16 protein-coding genes are annotated in these 16,631 nt (G+C 48.0%); 8 read left to right on the forward strand and 8 right to left on the reverse strand.

Annotated features, from left to right (window positions below; all coding sequences use genetic code 11):
* Positions 1-216: ISAs1 family transposase (locus tag G493_RS0117900; RefSeq protein ID WP_028581516.1), on the reverse strand; the 216-nt coding region annotated here is incomplete at its 3' end.
* Positions 217-420: 204 nt separating this feature from the next.
* On the opposite strand from G493_RS0117900, the gene G493_RS0117905 reads away from it, so the two are divergent.
* Positions 421-717, forward strand: a complete 297-nt coding sequence (locus G493_RS0117905) for a hypothetical protein (RefSeq protein WP_153306575.1) — start codon at positions 421-423, stop codon at positions 715-717.
* Positions 718-921: 204 nt separating this feature from the next.
* On the opposite strand, the gene G493_RS0117910 is transcribed toward G493_RS0117905, so the two are convergent.
* From G493_RS0117910 to G493_RS0117930, 5 genes are all read right to left on the reverse strand, one after another.
* Positions 922-1,287 carry a hypothetical protein gene (locus G493_RS0117910; protein WP_028581518.1) on the reverse strand — a complete coding sequence of 122 codons (366 nt, stop codon included), beginning with the start codon at positions 1,285-1,287 and terminating at the stop codon, positions 922-924.
* Positions 1,288-1,307: 20 nt separating this feature from the next.
* Positions 1,308-2,147, reverse strand: a complete 840-nt coding sequence (panB, locus tag G493_RS0117915; RefSeq protein WP_028581519.1) for a 3-methyl-2-oxobutanoate hydroxymethyltransferase — start codon at positions 2,145-2,147, stop codon at positions 1,308-1,310.
* 148 nt (positions 2,148-2,295) lie between these two features.
* Entirely contained in the window at positions 2,296-3,213 is a 918-nt protein-coding gene (locus tag G493_RS0117920) for a ketopantoate reductase family protein (RefSeq protein ID WP_028581520.1), read from the reverse strand.
* Positions 3,214-3,258: 45 nt separating this feature from the next.
* Positions 3,259-6,426 carry a response regulator gene (locus G493_RS29925; RefSeq protein WP_051309483.1) on the reverse strand — a complete coding sequence of 1,056 codons (3,168 nt, stop codon included), beginning with the start codon at positions 6,424-6,426 and terminating at the stop codon, positions 3,259-3,261.
* Between the two features lie 9 nt (positions 6,427-6,435).
* The gene (locus G493_RS0117930) at positions 6,436-7,449 is read right to left on the reverse strand and encodes a glyceraldehyde 3-phosphate dehydrogenase NAD-binding domain-containing protein (RefSeq protein ID WP_028581521.1); all 1,014 of its coding nucleotides are present in this window, start codon (positions 7,447-7,449) and stop codon (positions 6,436-6,438) included.
* A gap of 300 nt (positions 7,450-7,749) precedes the next feature.
* Between G493_RS0117930 and G493_RS0117935 the strand changes: the two genes are divergently transcribed.
* From G493_RS0117935 to sbtM, 6 genes are all read left to right on the forward strand, one after another.
* The gene (locus tag G493_RS0117935) at positions 7,750-7,992 is read left to right on the forward strand and encodes a hypothetical protein (RefSeq protein WP_028581522.1); all 243 of its coding nucleotides are present in this window, start codon (positions 7,750-7,752) and stop codon (positions 7,990-7,992) included.
* Positions 7,993-8,132: 140 nt separating this feature from the next.
* Positions 8,133-9,032 carry a TIGR01777 family oxidoreductase gene (locus G493_RS0117940; RefSeq protein ID WP_028581523.1) on the forward strand — a complete coding sequence of 300 codons (900 nt, stop codon included), beginning with the start codon at positions 8,133-8,135 and terminating at the stop codon, positions 9,030-9,032.
* On the forward strand, positions 9,025-10,404 hold the full coding sequence (locus G493_RS0117945) for a TIGR01777 family oxidoreductase (protein WP_028581524.1): 1,380 nt from the start codon (positions 9,025-9,027) through the stop codon (positions 10,402-10,404). The genes G493_RS0117940 and G493_RS0117945 overlap by 8 nt, the downstream gene beginning before the upstream one ends.
* Before the next feature lie 186 nt (positions 10,405-10,590).
* Positions 10,591-11,739 carry a hypothetical protein gene (locus G493_RS29930; RefSeq protein ID WP_035275054.1) on the forward strand — a complete coding sequence of 383 codons (1,149 nt, stop codon included), beginning with the start codon at positions 10,591-10,593 and terminating at the stop codon, positions 11,737-11,739.
* Positions 11,740-11,976: 237 nt separating this feature from the next.
* On the forward strand, positions 11,977-12,291 hold the full coding sequence (gene sbtA, locus G493_RS34410; protein ID WP_153306581.1) for an SbtA family thio(seleno)oxazole RiPP natural product precursor: 315 nt from the start codon (positions 11,977-11,979) through the stop codon (positions 12,289-12,291).
* Between the two features lie 101 nt (positions 12,292-12,392).
* Entirely contained in the window at positions 12,393-13,955 is a 1,563-nt protein-coding gene (gene sbtM / locus G493_RS0117970; RefSeq protein WP_028581525.1) for a thio(seleno)oxazole modification radical SAM maturase SbtM, read from the forward strand.
* Between the two features lie 7 nt (positions 13,956-13,962).
* Here sbtM and G493_RS0117975 read toward each other — a convergent pair whose 3' ends face one another.
* Positions 13,963-15,012, reverse strand: a complete 1,050-nt coding sequence (locus tag G493_RS0117975) for an acyltransferase family protein (protein ID WP_028581526.1) — start codon at positions 15,010-15,012, stop codon at positions 13,963-13,965.
* Between the two features lie 368 nt (positions 15,013-15,380).
* Here G493_RS0117975 and G493_RS0117980 point away from each other — a divergent pair, with 368 nt between their 5' ends.
* A complete protein-coding gene (locus G493_RS0117980; protein ID WP_028581527.1) occupies positions 15,381-15,938 on the forward strand; it encodes a GNAT family N-acetyltransferase in 558 nt (185 codons plus the stop codon).
* A gap of 4 nt (positions 15,939-15,942) precedes the next feature.
* Here the strand turns inward: G493_RS0117980 and G493_RS0117985 are convergent, their stop codons facing one another.
* Positions 15,943-16,581, reverse strand: a complete 639-nt coding sequence (locus G493_RS0117985; RefSeq protein ID WP_084813639.1) for a DUF1287 domain-containing protein — start codon at positions 16,579-16,581, stop codon at positions 15,943-15,945.
* Between the last annotated feature and the right edge of the window lie 50 nt (positions 16,582-16,631).

Raw genomic sequence — 16,631 nt, forward strand, 5'->3', positions numbered from 1 at the left:
TCCCGGAATGCCGTTTGGAAGCTCTAAGAAATTGGAAAACCATTCCTGTTTGGCTTTCCCGAAAATCTCAATTTGTTCCCAACCTGATGCCCCACCAATTACACCGCAAATAGCGATGATAACGATATCATTGAGTAGATGCCGAGTCTTACCTTCAACTCTTGGATCTTTCAAGTTTTCGAAATGTGTAGCAATGTCTGGATGTACTGTACTCATAACCCTTCTCTGTCTTGAGTTTTTTTTGAAGGGTGTGTATATAAACTATACGAACACAAGTGTATAACAATTTGATTTAATACGATTTATATTTAAGCGCAGCTTCCGGAATAAGGTCTTAAACACGCCTCACTGTGACATTTTCGTGCGCTTGCCCTGCCAGAAACATTTGGTTCAACTGCACATTCGGCGCTATACGGAGTTATGAGTTACATTATCTTCACCTTATTAAGCGCAATACTTTTATTTGTAACATCAAGAAGAAATAGTGAAGTAAGACCAAACCTGATGAGAAAAATCATTACTCTCTTAATTCTTCTCAATATGAATCACGTTACAGTAATATTGTCATTTATGCTTATTTACGCATACCCTGCCGCTACTACAACAACTTACCCATTTGAAGGAGCACTTGTTTTGCTTGCAAATAGTATTTGGGGTGGGGTATTGGCTGCAATGCATAGAGAAGTGGCTGTTCCTGAAAACAGTAAAAAGATGTAACTGGTGCCTAACCATACATGAAAATTTTCGTTCCGGGGCTAGGAGGCTGTCCAAGAATGTCATTTCCGCCCATATCTTCGTTAAACCTGAAAAAATATCCTCGGAATATCATATATATGCCGAGGATAAAATGTTGAAGATAACGCAAAAATCTGGCAGGTGAGCGACCAGAGGGAGACTCCGTGGAGTCTGTGATCAGTTACATCACTGTCGAGCCGTCAACGGATTACAATCCTTGATGGTCACTCTCCCCTGCAGGAGGTTACCTTTAGAGTATTCGCTGAAATAACAGGTGTTTGTTTTAGGGTCGTAATTTTCCACCCAAAGGTTGTCATCCTTCCAGGTTGCGGTAATATGTTGCTGCCCTTCAGGAACATGGATAGTCATTACTCCTCCATAACGCTTGACAAACACCTGCTGGAGACGAAAATAATACGTTCCCCAGCCGATAATAAAAACAATAATACCCAGAACAGCACCCACCTTCCAGTTATTCCCTTTAAATCCAAAACCGAATACCAGGGCACCGACAATAGTGACGACAGCTGCCCAGTAGATATATGTGACCATATACGTTCCTTAAAAGTTTCCTATTGCAGTTTCTTGAGCTTCTCCATCTCTTCTTCCCGCATGGTGAAGCTGTGCTCCACACCTGGGAAATCAGATGTTTCCACCTCTTTGATATATTGTCTAACAGCATCGACAATCTGACCACGAACCCGTGTATACTGCTTCACGAATTTGGGGGTAAACCCATCAAACAATCCAACCATGTCATGACTGACCAGTACCTGTCCGTCACAGTCTTTGCCTGCACCAATGCCAATGGTCGGTATCTGCACAGCCTCTGTTATCAAGGCAGCTATGGGCGCAGGTATGGCCTCCAGCACAATGGAAAAACATCCTGATTCTTCAAGAGCTACTGCATCATCCAGAAGCTTCTGTGCGGCCTCAGCACTTTTTCCCTGCACCTTGAAGCCCCCGAGGGAAGTGGCAGTCTGAGGCGTCAACCCTATATGTCCCTGCACGGGTATGCCGGCACGGACAATGGCCTGAACGGTTTCAGCCATATTCACACCACCTTCAAGTTTGACAGCATCCGCCTTTGCCTCTTTCAGAAATCGGGTAGCATTTTCGATGGCGACAGGAATGGAACTGTTGTAGGAACCAAAGGGCATATCGGCCACCACCAGGGCTCGTGACACTCCCCTGGACACTGCCCGGGTATGGTGGAGCATCTCTTCCATGGTCACACAAACCGTGCTTTCATGTCCCAGTACGACCATGGCAAGGGAATCTCCAACCAAGGCTATATCAATGCCAGCCTCATCAGCTATTCTGGCCCAGGGATAATCGTACGCTGTGAGTTCGGAAATTTTTTCTCCGTTGGCTTTTTTGGCAACAATATCAGGTATGGTTAATTTACGCATGGCTCCCCCTGGCCTGTAATGCTCATGACAATGTTTATTCTTTGTAGAATCAGCTGCAACGTGGCGCGACAGACACTACGTAATGTGAATCCCTTTGAGCAGCTGGCAGACTTCATAATTCTGCTGGCTGCAGAGAAACAAGACTTTTTCAAACTTGCTGTGAATAGGTCTCTTCCAATGCATGGATCAGTTGAACAATCATGGTATTGACTGGTGTGGGCACACCAACTTCAGCACCCTTCTTCACAATAGCACCATTGATTACATCAATTTCCGTAAGAGCACCACGTAAAATATCCTGTAACATACTGGAACGATTACGGGAAGTATTGTGGCAAACAGTTACCACCTGTTCAAGAGGATCTTGAAACGGAAGCTCCACACCTTGAGCCCGGGCAACAGAAACAGCTTCCCTCACCAGCTGCCTCATCAAATCCATTGAAGCGGCATGGTGTGGCAGGGCACCGTTTGGCACGCGCAGGAGTGCCGTCAATCCATTGATTCCAACATTGACAACAAGCTTACCCCAAATCAAACTATCGACATTATCATGGCGGGACGTTGCTATACCGGCACGGTTAAACATTCGGACAATCTTGTCAAGTCCGGCATGCTCACCTCCCATGTATGTGGGACCTTCACCGGCATGGCGAACCAGGCCGGGGGACAGCACGGTTGCAGCCTGTGACGTTACCCCCGCAATTACCCTTGATGCCCCGAGGGCAGCACAGAGAACGTCATAATTGCCCAAGCCGTTTTGCAGGGATAAGACATACCCATTGGGTTGAAGAAAATCAGAAGCCGCGCCAACGGCTATTTCAGTTGCGCGTGACTTGGTGCACATCAGTGCCAGATCAGCCCACTGCTCATAGCCCAGGGAAGAGGTGACCGCCGGGATTGAATATGTGACCTGTTCCCCACCCAGTTCAGCAATACGAATCCCGTGGCGGTTGATTATATCCACCACTGATTGATTGATATTATAGAGTACGACTTCGCAAACCCGGCACAGTCTAGCTGCAAGCAGACAGCCCATGGCACCTGTCCCTACGATAACAACGCGCACTTTATTCAGCCTCCTTTCATGCTGCCACGCATGGGATAGCCCTGACTATTCCTGATACAATCCCATCAAGGCTGCCTGAACACTTTCCCCGAACTTTGCAACAGAATATGGTTTTTTCAGATAAAGTAAAACCCCGGCCTGCAGTGCTTCCGCTATACGATCATCTTCAGAAAATCCGCTGGCAATGATAACTCGTTGATCAGGATACTTCAACCTGATAGCCTTGTGGGTTTCCAGTCCATCCATTCCCGGGTCCATGATCATATCGAGAATGACCAGGTCCACACGCTTACCCTCCAGATATTTGATAGCCTCTTCACCGCTGGTTGCTGTTGCCACCTCATATCCAAGCTGTGAAAGGATGCGTGAACCTATCTCCAATTGCTCTTCCATATCGTCAACAAGAAGCAGCCTTTCCCCATGTCCCATTAAGGTACTGAAATCTGCATCAGCTTTCTTCAACCCTTTCCCGTTGCGGAAAATTGGAAAATAGATGGTAAAGGTGGTTCCTTTGCCAACCGTGCTCTGACAATCAATATAGCCGTTATGGTCTCGCACGGCACCCCAGACAACAGCCATTCCCAGGCCTGTACCACTTCGCCCCCCCATCTTCTTGGTAGTGAAAAAGGGTTCAAACATCCGATCCATATCTTCTCGTTTTATACCCACGCCAGTATCTTTCACTGTCAGTGTGACGTACTCACCGGCCTTCACCTTTTCATACAACTCCAGGGGCGTATCCAGAAAACGGTTTTCTGTTATTATGGTCAGCGTCCCCCCATTGGGCATGGATTCGACAGCATTGACCACCAGGTTCATCACAGTTTTACTGATGTGAACCTCTGAACCCAGGGTTGGCATGGCATCTTCAGCCAACTGCAGATCAACCTGCAACCCTGTTTGCTCATAGTACATTTTGGAATATTCAGGACTTTCAAGGTACTGTAGAACCACCTCGTTCAAATCGACTTCATTGGCAACCCGAACACCTCGCCTAGCCATTGTGAGCAGATCCTGCACAATTGCCGCAGCCTTTTCTCCGGAACGTTTTATGGTGCGCAAAGGTTCATAACGGGGGTCGCTCTTTTCAAGCCCTAAAAGCAAAAGATCCGGATAGGTCATAATCCCTGAAAGAATGTTGTTGAGATCATGGGCCACCCCACCGGCTAACGTACCAATGGCTTCCATTTTTTCTGCCTGTCTCAGGCGATGTTCCAGCTGCAGCTTATCTTCTTCAACCTGTCTGCGTTCTTTCATTTCAGATTCCAGCTCGTTGGTTCGTTTGGCGACCATTTCCTCCAGGTTATCACGATGGGCAGCCAGTTCTTCCTCTGCTCTTTTGCGTACCTTTACTTCGGCAACAAGCTGTTTATTGGCCTCTTCAGTTGCATTTTTAGCCTGCTCCATGGCTGTCAGCGCTTTTTGAATGTCGTCGGCCATCTGGTTGAAATTTTCTGCCAGGTCTCCCATTTCATCGGAAGATTCTACGTCAAGACGATGCTGCATATCCCCTTGCTGAAAACGGTTCATACCGCGAATAATCTGGGTTATTCGCCTTGTCATGACCGAGGCCATCCAGATGGCAATAATGATGACCAGCACGGCCATTGCCAGGGTATATGCTGTCAAATCCCATGTGGTATTATGCAGGGTAGTTTTTAAAAAATTGAGATTTTCTTCATTCTGGGCAGTGAGATTTTCTACATAGGTCTGCTCCAGGTCAGCAATGCGCTCTGCGGTCACCATGGCAGACTTGTGAAATTCATCCACATTGGCGCCGATGGTCACAAAACCAAACCCCTGGGGTGAATGCCCATATCTTCCGGTATAATAAGGAATTGCCGCGGCTGTAGTCAGTTTCCACAGCCCACTCCAGAATATAAGAAAAGATCCTGAGCCGCCAAATTCTGTCAGGGTATTCCAGCCCTGGCACTGTGGCGCAAAATTGAGATAACGGCAATCCAGGCCGACAGTTCCCTGGAGTTGCTGTTGATACGATGGTTGTTTGGAAAGAGCCTGCTCCCGGAATGGCTCCAATTTCTGCAGGTACTGCTCAATGGGCTCACCGCTCTGCCGCCATTTTTCATAAACCCCTTCATCGAGCCAGGGCTCCACGACATTGCCTGTTTCGGGGTCATACCCAACAATAAAGTAGTCCCGGGCGTGGGAGATATTCCGACTTTTGTAATCCCATATAAACGCATAATTCCCACTGCCCCCATCCGATACCACGGTAAAACGTTCCGGAGTGGGCATAATATGATCTGTAAACTCCATAACATGGGTATGATCCAGGGCAAGGGTAACGTACCCTGCTACGGCTCCATCCTTGACCACAGGTTTAGCCCAACGTATTATCCCTTGAAAACGTTTCCCCACAGGGTTCTCTTTCCCTGCATAGGCGGAATTTTCCGGGTCAAATGTAACTCCTAGTTCAGCCGCCCGCTTCCTGCTGTATGTACCAATCATATGTGTTTTCTGGTATGCCCCGATAACCTCGGAAACATAGATCTGATCGGGCTCCAGTTTCTGTAAATCGGCAAAATATGTCTCCGCCTTACAGAAAGTGTTTTCTCTTTTTGAAACATCCAGCAATTCAGAAGGCACAAGGTCTGACGTGGTCACCTTGATCTGCTCCCGGCCACGGGTATCAAGAAAAGTCATCTCCAGATAGAGTGGCTTCTCTACAACAACACCCTCATTCCTTGGCGGTCTTGAATGAAATTCTTTTGCGTTGTCTGCGTTCTTGGACTGGACAATGGGGCCTTCAACAGTCAGGTCGTCAAGAACCCAACGCTCTCCCTCAACATCCATACGCATTTCATGGTGGTAGATAACCTTTTTATGCCTGGCATCCAGAAATTTTGCAAACATCTCCCTGGATGGTGGAAGCTGAGCAGCCAGATCGATATCCTGATCACGCTCATAAAGGAATTGGGCTACGGCTGAGGCCGTATCTGTTGTAAGCCGTTCTATCGCCTCCCGTGACTTTTGATCCAGTGCCCGAATTGAACTCTCGGTGGCAAGTTGCGTAACAGTTCCTGTCACCTTCTGGCTGGCTTGCGATGCCTCCTGAAAATGCGTCTTTACAACCTCAACAAGACTGGTAATTTCATCCCAGGAAAACCATGCCATGACCACCAAAGGCAATATTTTGATGACCACAAAAATGGAAATCAGTTTGTTACGTATGCCAAAGGTGTGTTTATTCATGTGTTCCTTTTAACGGCCCATCATGGCCATGGTAGTGTCAAGCATCCGGTTTGCGTACCCCCACTCATTATCAAACCATGCCATCACATTCACCAGACAGTCACCACTGACGCTGGTTTGAGAGCTGTCAACAATAGCCGACCGGGAATCATGGTTGAAATCACAGGAGACGAGAGGCAGATCTGTATAGCCGAGAATACCTTGCAATGGTCCCATGGCTGCCTCTTTGAACAAGCCATTGAGTTCCTTGGCATCAACCCTGGAGGCCACCTGGGCGGTCAACTGCATAAGGGAAACATTCATGGTCGGCACACGCAGGGAGATCGCCTGAAAACAACCGCGCAGTCCGGGAAAAATACGTTCGAGCCCCCTGGCCAGCCCTGTGTCAACAGGGATAATGGAATTTCCGGAACTCCTGTTTTTTCTCAGATCGGGGTTGTGATACGCATCAATAACCGGCTGATCATTCATCATGGAATGCGTGGTGGTTATGGTACCACATTCTATGGTACATGTGTTGTGCAGCAATTGAATGATGTGGGCAATACAGTTTGTGGTACACGAGGCATTGGATACGATGGTATGTTCCGGGCGCAGTTGGTGATGATTCAACCCATACACCACAGTGGCATCCACATCAGGCAATGCCGGGCAGGAAAAAAGAACCTTGCCGGCTCCGCTTTCCAGATGCTGCTCCGCCATGTCCCGTTCAACGTAGCTGCCGCTGCATTCCAACACCAGGTCTATGCCGATCTCATCCCAGGGCAGCAGGGCAATATCAGGTTCGCATAACATGCGAATGCAGTCTCCGTTGACAAGCAGATTTTTCCCATCACATCCAACATCACCACGAAACTGACCGTGAATCGAATCAAATTGCGTCAGGTGAGCAATGGAAGACAGATTAGCCAGCTCATTGATGGCAACAATCTCTATTTTTTCTCTTTTTCCGGTTTCATACAGTGCTCGTAAAATACATCGACCTATGCGGCCATAACCATTAATGGCAATACGTATACTCATGGGATACAAACAACCTCGCTATTCCTCTACGTCACAGAAACTGCTCATTTCTCTTCTCCTGCAACGATTTTCCCCTACACTTGTGCATTATATCGCAAAGTGCACAGATAATCAGCCACGGATGGTGACAAAATACAAAAAAATACCCAGTCAGATACCATAACGCCCCTGCAATAACAATGTTCATCCCAACCTATCTACAATTCCTTACTGTGCCTTGTACCTCCAAGCATATTGCACTACACTGTAATCATAAATAATTTCCCTCTCAACCAGTACACCCTGACAGAGGAATGCCCCATGAACATCTATCTCTGGCAACACAGCACCACATTTTCCAGTTGGTCCATGCTCGATGAACCACAAATACACGCCAGCCGTTATAATCGAGCAGAGGTTGCGGTCCTGGCAAATTCCAAAGAGGAAGCTCTCAACATCCTTGATGGCACCGGACAGTGGAACCGCGAAGAACTCGAACGAATTGAACCCGAAGTTATCACCCTGGAGTCCCCCCGTATTATCAGCTGCTGTGTTCAGCAGTAATATGCGTAGCGGTATATGCGCTGATGCATGCAATACCTCTTGAAATATCATGGTAAATTTCAAGAAACATATTACTTTAATTCACATACAGCAGTGTTCTGTCACGATCTCTCTCCACATACTCAACAGAGGAGGCGTATATGAAGATATTCATCACAGGAGGCACCGGTTTTGTCGGCTCTGCCATTACAACCTCTCTACTGGAACTGGGACATGACGTCACGGTGATCGGCAGCAGTTCCAGATGCCGCCTCCCTGCCCACAACCACCTGCAGTATATTTCAGCAAACACTACCCGACCCGGTCAGTGGCAAGAGCGGGTTGCCGACCACGAGGCCTTTATTAATCTTGCAGGGAGATCTGTTTTCAATCTATGGACCGAAAAGTACAAACAAACAATTTACGACAGCCGCATCCTGACGACAAGAAACCTGGTGGAGGCAATGCCATCGGGCAATACCATTCTACTCAGTGCTTCGGCTGCCGGTTACTACGGCCATGGCGGAGATAGTGAAAAACGTGAAACCGCCGAAAGCGGTGATGATTTTCTTGCCAGGGTGTGCGTTGACTGGGAACAGGAAGCCTACAAGGCCGAGGCAAAAGGCTCACGGGTGGCGACAACGCGCTTTGGCGTGGTGCTCGGCAGGAACGGAGGTGCGATCAGCACTATGAAGCTCCCCTTCAAGCTTGGCCTGGGTGGCCCCATAGGCTCGGGTAAACAATGGTTCCCCTGGGTGCATATTGAAGATGTGGTCAAGGCAGCCCAGCACATTCTGCTTGGTGACAGTATACATGGCCCATTCAACTTTACAGCCCCCAAAACCGTTCGCCAGAAAGAGTTTGCAAAAACGATGGCCGCGGTTCTCAACCGGCCTGCCCTGCTGCCCACGCCGGCCTTTGTCATGAAAACAGTTTTAGGAGAGTTTGGCAGGTCTCTCTTACAGGGACAAAAAACAGTTCCGGAAGCCTTGGAGACAAATGGTTTTATCTTTTCCTACCCGGAATTGAAGCCAGCTTTGCAAGAGATCCTCAATGACTGAAAACCATATCTTCACCTACAGCTCAGTTTTTCCATGCTCACCGGAAACGCTCTACACCTGGCACAGTCGTCAGGGAGCACTGGAGCGTCTTCTTCCTCCATGGGAAGACACTTCTGTACTTTCGCGCAAAGGCGGGATTGCACCTGGCGGTGAAGTATTGCTGAAAATGCATGCAGGCCCGTTTCCGTATACCTGGCATGCAAGGCACATAGAAGATCAACCGGGCATCATGTTCAGGGACATACAGCACAAAGGCCCTTTTTCCACCTGGATACATACCCATATATTTTCAGCAGAAGGAACCGACTGCCGCCTGGAAGATCAGATAGAGTTCGCCTTGCCCGGACACAGCATACTTCCAGCCTTTGCAAATACACTGGTCGATGCCAGGCTGGAACGTATTTTCACCTACCGCCATAACACCTTGCGGCAGGACATCCAACTGCATAACCAATACAGCCAAAAGCCGCTGCGTATTCTTATCACAGGCAGTAGCGGTATTCTGGGCAGTGCACTGAAACCTCTGCTGACAACAGGAGGCCATGAAGTGTGGTCACTGGTGCGAAAAAAACCGGCACCGGAGGCACTGGAAATATATTGGAATCCGGAAGAAAATGAAATTGACACGACATCCTTTCCTGAATTCGACGGAATTATCCACCTGGCCGGCGATAATATTGGAGAGGGACGCTGGACAGACAACAAAAAACAACGGGTTATTGACAGCCGGGTTCAGGGAACAGGGCTCATTGCCCGCACTGTGGCCAACATGTCTCCCAGACCGAAAGTTTTTCTCTCTGCATCGGCAGTCGGTTTTTACGGTAACTGTGAGGACTGCTGCATGCGCGAGGAAGATCAGTCAGGGCTTGATTTCATCTCTGATGTCTGTTCTCTTTGGGAACAGGCTGCCCGCCCCGCTGAAAAAGCTGGGATACGTACCGTATTCATGCGCATTGGCGTGGTGCTCAGCCCCAAAGGGGGAGCACTGCAACGACTGCTCAGCACGGCAAACATTGGTTTTGCCAAAAGTTTTGGCCGTGGAGAACAATACATCAGCTGGATATCCATTGACGATATGATCAGCGTGATTCTGCATGCGCTGAAAACGGAGAGTATGCATGGACCAGTCAACATCGCGGCACCGACACCGGTAACCAACAGAGAACTGATGCAAGCCCTGGCCCACGTTGTTAAACGTCCCCTGCTCCCCTCCATTCCAGCTGGATTTCTGGAAAAGATTTATGGCCAGATGGCCACAGAAGTACTCCTGTCCGGATGCAGGGTCTCCACGGATAAATTGCAGCAGTCAGGCTACCGATTTCGACACCCCGATCTGGTACAGGCTCTGCAGACCCTTTTAGGCAAACACTAAACTCAGGGCTGCGGAAAAAATACATTATCCAATCTTGTTTCTCTCTCAACTCATTCTCATGACGGTTTCAATGGATCAATACAGCCAGCATGGAACCACTGAAACAGTCATGAGAATGAGCCGATATCCTGCGCAATTTTTGGATAAGTATTATTTTCCACGCCCCTTACTTCCGGAGTTATTCACGTGAGTTGGAGATTTAAGGCCCTTTTACTGGTCATTATGACCATGGCTCTTACATTTGGCTTCATGCATCATCTGGTAGATCCAGAACAAATGAATTTTGAACGTCTGCATATCTTTCTTTTCAATCTGTGCAGCGGCGGTACCCTGCTGGTCTATTTCACAGAAGACGAACGTAAGCTCTCTTTACGGGGAAGGGTATTTCTGCTTCTGGCGCTCCTCTTCGCCCTGGCTGCCTTCTGCCACTGGTATGTTGCTGCCATGATTATCCCCCTGTGCCTGGCGGGTATTATCGAACGGGTCCGAATACAACACTTCGGGTACATATTTCCCAAAAGTCTTTTCAACAGCTCAGAACCCGTTGCCCGCAAATTTCACCAGGCTGCCCTGCTCTGCCTCAGTATAGGCCTGGCCATGTCCGCGCCTGTTATCCTGAACGCGGAATTCGGGCACTGGCTACAAATAGAAAAACTTAAACTGGACACATTTTTCCTGGGATTTTCCTTTCCCATCTCCCTGATCAGCATGTCTGTTATTTTCAACCTGATGAAAAAAAAGGTCAGTGAGCCAACCCAGATCATGAAAGAAGCGGCATTCTGGGTCATTAACCTGGGAGTGATCATCTTTTTTCTTTTCATTCTAGCTGAAGTTTTCATGCCGCAGGTCGTTATTGCCACCACATTGTTTTTAGCTGTCGCCTTTATCCTCTACCTCTATTGGCGTCATGGCATTCGCCTGCAACAAAAAACATTTCTCACCTCAGGCATCCTGTTCCTGCTTTTTACCTCTATAACAGGTATCCTCTACATCCTGCTCTCTTTCAGTCCCTACTACATACCTGAAATCAGCCATCCACTCCTGCGGTTGCATGCCTTTACAGCACTCTATGGATGGAACCTGAGCGGCCTGGCTGTCATAAGCAGGCATGGTGATTTTCCAATCCAGCTCCATTCCAAACAGGTCATCCTGCTGCACTGGGTAACGGTTCTGATACTCTGTCCCCTGGGATATTTTATCCCACTCTTTGCCATTGCTGCGGTGGCCTGCTATTGCCTGCTGCTATTCACTTTGCTTTTCAAGCATGGCATGGTTGATGAACGCCTTGTATCTGTGGAACATGAGACGCTCATCCCCACAAGCAGGATACCTTGAAAAAAACGTATGGCCCACCAGTACGCAGCACACCTGCTTGCGAATATTTCAGCCTCCATGTAACCAGTTACTAGCACATTCTCCTTCTGTATAAGGACTACAAAAAAACCAAAAAACGCGCATAAAGATGCTATTTCCTTGACACACGCCAACGTGATATATAAAAATTTTATATACCCAAGCAGTGTAATATAGGGCAAAGCTATACTGTACCCCCCAAATCCACAGGAGGACATGATGCGTAACAAGGAGCTGAAAAAATTTCTTGCAGGCCTGGGTGTGGCCGGACTTATCAGTGCTGGCGGCATAACCCTGCCAGGTGCGGCCCATTCTTCAGGTAGTGGCTGAGGAGGACATACCAGCACAGGTGGTGCTGAAAAGGCTGCAGAGGCTTCCGGCAGCAGTTGAGGCGGTCATAAAAGCAGCGTAGGTGACGCTGCAAAAGAACAGGCCCAAGAAGCGACAGAAGACGCCACACAAAAAATTGAGAATGAAGCAGGCGAACAGGTTGACGACGCTCCTCCTGAAAAAGCTGCTGGAAAAAGTGGCTGAAGCTGACAACTCATGTGCAGTTGGCACATTCTCCCGTGATATGAACGGTTGGTAACCATGGTGTTGCCGACCGTTTTTTCTCTTTTCAACTAACCGCTGCCATGCCCCATATAGCAGAAATCTATCCTGTCTGTTACAGGCTTCTGGGTAACACTATTCCACAGGGAAATACGAATGACCTTGCCCGATACCTCGCCAGGCATCCACACCTCTGTACAGCCCACCCTTACCTCCCGGACTTGGCTCAACTGGAGGCCGCCCTCCATGAAGCACGTCAGAAACAGCCTCGCCTCCCTGATTCCGTTACGGAACGTACAGTCAACCCATCAGTGGAGCTGTTGCCCCTTAACTGGCAATTTCTTCCAGACTGTCTCGGCAATCAGCAATGCAAGCCGGTTCCAGAAAAAGATCGGGTGCTCATCTGGTATCATCCTACAGAAAAAAAATGGATATGTCGCAGTGCAACCGGGCACGATCTGCTGGCCATGAAAATGGCCTGGGAACATCTGGACAGCAGAGAAGTTGCTGTAGAGTCGCAACTGACACTGGGAGCGGTAGACAACATACTCTTTGCAGCCCAGGCAAACGGTCTGCTTCTGGCCCCAGGCTCGCGGCTCACACGCCCAACCAGCTTTTCCCGAGAAAAATTTTCAGATAATCGCCTCTTTACAGCTCAAACCTTTACCCTGCAGTGGCACATCACCCAGATCTGTGACCTACACTGCCGCCATTGTTACGACAGAAGCGAACGGGTTCCCTTGTCCCTTGAGCAAGGTATCCATATTCTGGATGAATTATATGCATTCTGTAATGCGCACCATGTCTATGCCCAGGTCAGCTTTACAGGTGGTAATCCTTTCCTTTACCCGCATTTTGACATCCTGTATCAGGAGGCTGCAGACCGTGGATTCCTCACGGCTATTCTCGGCAATCCCGTTCCGCAAAACCGCCTTGAAAAAATCCTCGCCATACAGAAACCGGAATTTTTTCAGATTAGCCTTGAGGGACTGGAACCACATAACGACTATATCCGGGGACAGGGACATTTTCAGCGCTCTCTGCAATTTCTCGAATTACTGGCCGACCTGGACATCTTTTCCATGGTCATGCTTACCCTTACCCGCGCCAACCAGGGACAGGTTCTTGCCCTCGCACAGTTCCTGCAAGACAGAACGAATCTGTTTACCTTTAATCGGCTGGCACAGGTTGGAGAGGGAGCAGCTCTGGAATCTGTGCCCATCAGCACCTATGAAGCCTTTCTGCACAGCTATATTGAAGCGGCAGCAAAAAGCCCTCGCATACGACTCAAGGACAATTTATTCAACCTGGCATGCCCCCCTGTTAACCAGCCCATCACAGCCGGATGCGCAGGTCATGGATGTGGTGCAGCGTTTAATTTCCTCGCTCTTCTACCTGACGGCGAAATCCATGCCTGCAGAAAGCTGCCTTCAAAACTGGGCAACATATATGAAAGTTCGTTAAGCAGTATTTACCATTCACCGTTGGCAGAGCAATACCGAAATGGTCCTGCTGAATGCAGAGGCTGTACGCTGTATCCTATCTGCAGAGGATGCCTGGCAGTAGCCTACGGTTTTGACCTGGATATTTTCCAGCAGCGAGATCCCTACTGCTTCATCAATGAACGGAGAAACACTGTTGAATAACCACTTTTCACCAGCCTATGACATAGACGCTGCGCTTGCCCAGAACCTGTTTTATAATCCAGGCTATTCCCATGGTTACCGCAGTAACCATGATGACGGCCAAAGGCAACAGTACCCCTGCATGCAGACGGATATGGTACATACGCATCCAGGTGCCAAACAGGTGCAGCACAAAGGGGTGTAGAAAAAAAATGGCAAAGCTCATGCTGGCCACTTGATTCAAAATGCGGTTTGGAACCTGATCGAAACGTCGCAAAAACAGATAGCACCCCATTACCAGCGCCATTTTCTGACCAACCATAAAATCTATACCCTTCCATTGCAGGGGGAGCTTGTGATAGTTGCCAAACCGATGCTGTAACACAACCTCTAGCACAGCAAAGAGCACAGCAATACTGAAAAACAACCACTCTTTCCCAGATAGCCGACGCTGTATGGTGTCGGCATTTTGAGAACACAGTATCCCCATGAGATAGAAAGGTGAAAAATACAAAACAGACTGAAAATTAGACAAATTATATAACGGACGGTGCATGAACATAGCCACCATGGCTAACATCAACAGAATGCCCAACTGCCGGTTAACAGGCAGATGAACATATCGTATATGCAGGGGGGACAAGGCAAAGGTAAGCATTATAAAGGGGATGTACCAATAAGGATATGAAAGCGCACCATACCAATAATATTGCATAATGGGCCAGACATGCGCATGCCAGAGGTCAGTCTGTCCTGTGTATAACTGATCTTTGTACGGTGGATGTTGCAAGAAATAGACAGTATACAACAAGGCAATCATACTGAGGATACAGTACGGCAATAGCACAGCCAGGCTTTTTTTTCGCATAAAATCCCGATATTCAAAGCGGGAATAGAACACAAAGTGGAAAAAAAATCCGGAAATAAAAACAAACATTCCCGTGGCCCCTGTCAAGAGGGAAGCCAGAATCCGGTCTGGAACAGAATCTATTTTCCAACCAACAAGACCATAACAATGGCCGGCCACAATAAGAAGAATGGCGATGGCCCGAAAATGGCCAAACGAATGTAAATACATACTTTGATAACAGACAACTTGCTTCTTTATGGTTCATCTGAAAACAAAAAAGGAGCCAGACTTCACACATCAATATCAGTGAGCTGTCATACCTTTAAGACGAACACGTGTTCAAGAATACATGCATACAACAGACAAGACCTGCCAGCATATGCCATGCCCACAAAACGCCTCTCTACACTTGCAATCAATGCGCCAGCCATTAACCATAAAAAAACAGATCTACCTGTTTTTTTCGTTGCATCCGGTTGTAAAAAATCTTACTGATTCATTCATAAAAAGGCTATGCCGATTCCGGCGCAAATCAACAGCTTGTACAGGCAACGGATACTCCACCTCAGTTATCATTCCATATTACTAGTCACCCCATGTTACACCATCGAATTCGCAGGGCAGTTTCCGATGACCTGCTGTTTTTACTTGATCTTGAACAACAGTGCTTTCCCGAACATCGACGTAGCACCAGGCAAGGTTTAAAAACGAGCCTGAAAAGTCATGCCCAGGAAGTTTATATACTGGAGCAAATACACGGTTCACAGCCAAATCCCGTAGGAGCCGTCGTCCTGTTGAAATACAAACGGACCGTACGAATCTTTTCCCTGGCTTTATTCCCACAAGTACAAGGATTGGGACTGGGAAGCAAACTGATCCAATTTACCATGGACAGGGCTGCAGCAAAGGGATTTGAACGTGTATCACTGGAAGCAGACAGCGCCAATAGCAGGCTCATTCAGTGGTACCAACACGCCGGGTTTCATAGAATAGAGCACCTGCCTGATTATTATGCTCCAGGGGAAGATGCTTTCCGAATGGCAAAAAAAGTTCAGGCAGCGGAAGACATGGCATTACCTGATGACTTGTTGGTCCAGGAGCTTCCAAATGGGTGGACAGGCTCCATGGGAGGTACTGACAACATGCAGATATAATCAATCAGGAACCTGGAAGATACCTGTAATGCCCTGTAATGGGATAGATAAAAAGCATATCATCAAGCTTTGGCCCCATGCCGATATTATGGACTATCAAGGGATTTTTGGTGGCAGGATCGTACTGATCAGAAACAATGCCTATATGGGGTAAATTGCCGGGGAGATGCCAGGTCACAAGATCTCCTGGCTGGAAGTCTGACGGATTATCTGTAATTGTGAGTTGCTCACCATGACGGGAAAAGAAAACCTGCAGATTAGGAACTCTCCTGTGGTCAATATTAGAATCTGGCTTGTGCAATCCCCAGATCCGTTGAGAAGGGTACAGGGTAAAATGCTTTTGCATGTCTACATGGACCAACTTCTGTAAGTCTATCCCCATGGCTCGATAAGACCTGACAACCACATCTGTGCATACTCCTGTATGGCTGGGTACATCCCCTCCAGGGTATGAAATGGAGCGATAACTGCCATCATATGTTACCTGATGGCGAGTTCTCTCCAGAGCGGCTTGAACCAGTTCTTTGGCAGATAGAGCCCATCCTGTCCCTGGGTACGCGAGCAGACTCAATAGTATCAAGGGAAGTGGATTTACCAGACGAGTACGACTCAACCAGCCGCAATATTGAACAAAACAGTGCATATGATAGTCCAAGAGAAATCATTATTACGAACTCAAATCACTAGCTTCCA

Source organism: Desulfogranum japonicum DSM 18378 (genome assembly GCF_000429945.1).
In the GTDB taxonomy this organism is placed as follows: Bacteria; Desulfobacterota; Desulfobulbia; order Desulfobulbales; family Desulfobulbaceae; genus Desulfogranum; species Desulfogranum japonicum.

What these genes read in the sequence shown, in the direction of transcription:
- G493_RS0117985 (WP_084813639.1), bottom strand. Translation starts at nt 16,581, where the DNA reads ATGCACTGTTTTGTTCAATATTGCGGCTGGTTGAGTCGTACTCGTCTG.
- G493_RS0117980 (WP_028581527.1), top strand. Translation starts at nt 15,381, where the DNA reads ATGTTACACCATCGAATTCGCAGGGCAGTTTCCGATGACCTGCTGTTT.
- G493_RS0117935 (WP_028581522.1), top strand. Translation starts at nt 7,750, where the DNA reads ATGAACATCTATCTCTGGCAACACAGCACCACATTTTCCAGTTGGTCC.
- sbtM (WP_028581525.1), top strand. Translation starts at nt 12,393, where the DNA reads ATGCCCCATATAGCAGAAATCTATCCTGTCTGTTACAGGCTTCTGGGT.
- G493_RS0117910 (WP_028581518.1), bottom strand. Translation starts at nt 1,287, where the DNA reads ATGGTCACATATATCTACTGGGCAGCTGTCGTCACTATTGTCGGTGCC.
- panB (WP_028581519.1), bottom strand. Translation starts at nt 2,147, where the DNA reads ATGCGTAAATTAACCATACCTGATATTGTTGCCAAAAAAGCCAACGGA.
- G493_RS29925 (WP_051309483.1), bottom strand. Translation starts at nt 6,426, where the DNA reads ATGAATAAACACACCTTTGGCATACGTAACAAACTGATTTCCATTTTT.
- G493_RS0117945 (WP_028581524.1), top strand. Translation starts at nt 9,025, where the DNA reads ATGACTGAAAACCATATCTTCACCTACAGCTCAGTTTTTCCATGCTCA.
- G493_RS0117930 (WP_028581521.1), bottom strand. Translation starts at nt 7,449, where the DNA reads ATGAGTATACGTATTGCCATTAATGGTTATGGCCGCATAGGTCGATGT.
- G493_RS0117905 (WP_153306575.1), top strand. Translation starts at nt 421, where the DNA reads ATGAGTTACATTATCTTCACCTTATTAAGCGCAATACTTTTATTTGTA.
- G493_RS0117940 (WP_028581523.1), top strand. Translation starts at nt 8,133, where the DNA reads ATGAAGATATTCATCACAGGAGGCACCGGTTTTGTCGGCTCTGCCATT.
- G493_RS0117975 (WP_028581526.1), bottom strand. Translation starts at nt 15,012, where the DNA reads ATGTATTTACATTCGTTTGGCCATTTTCGGGCCATCGCCATTCTTCTT.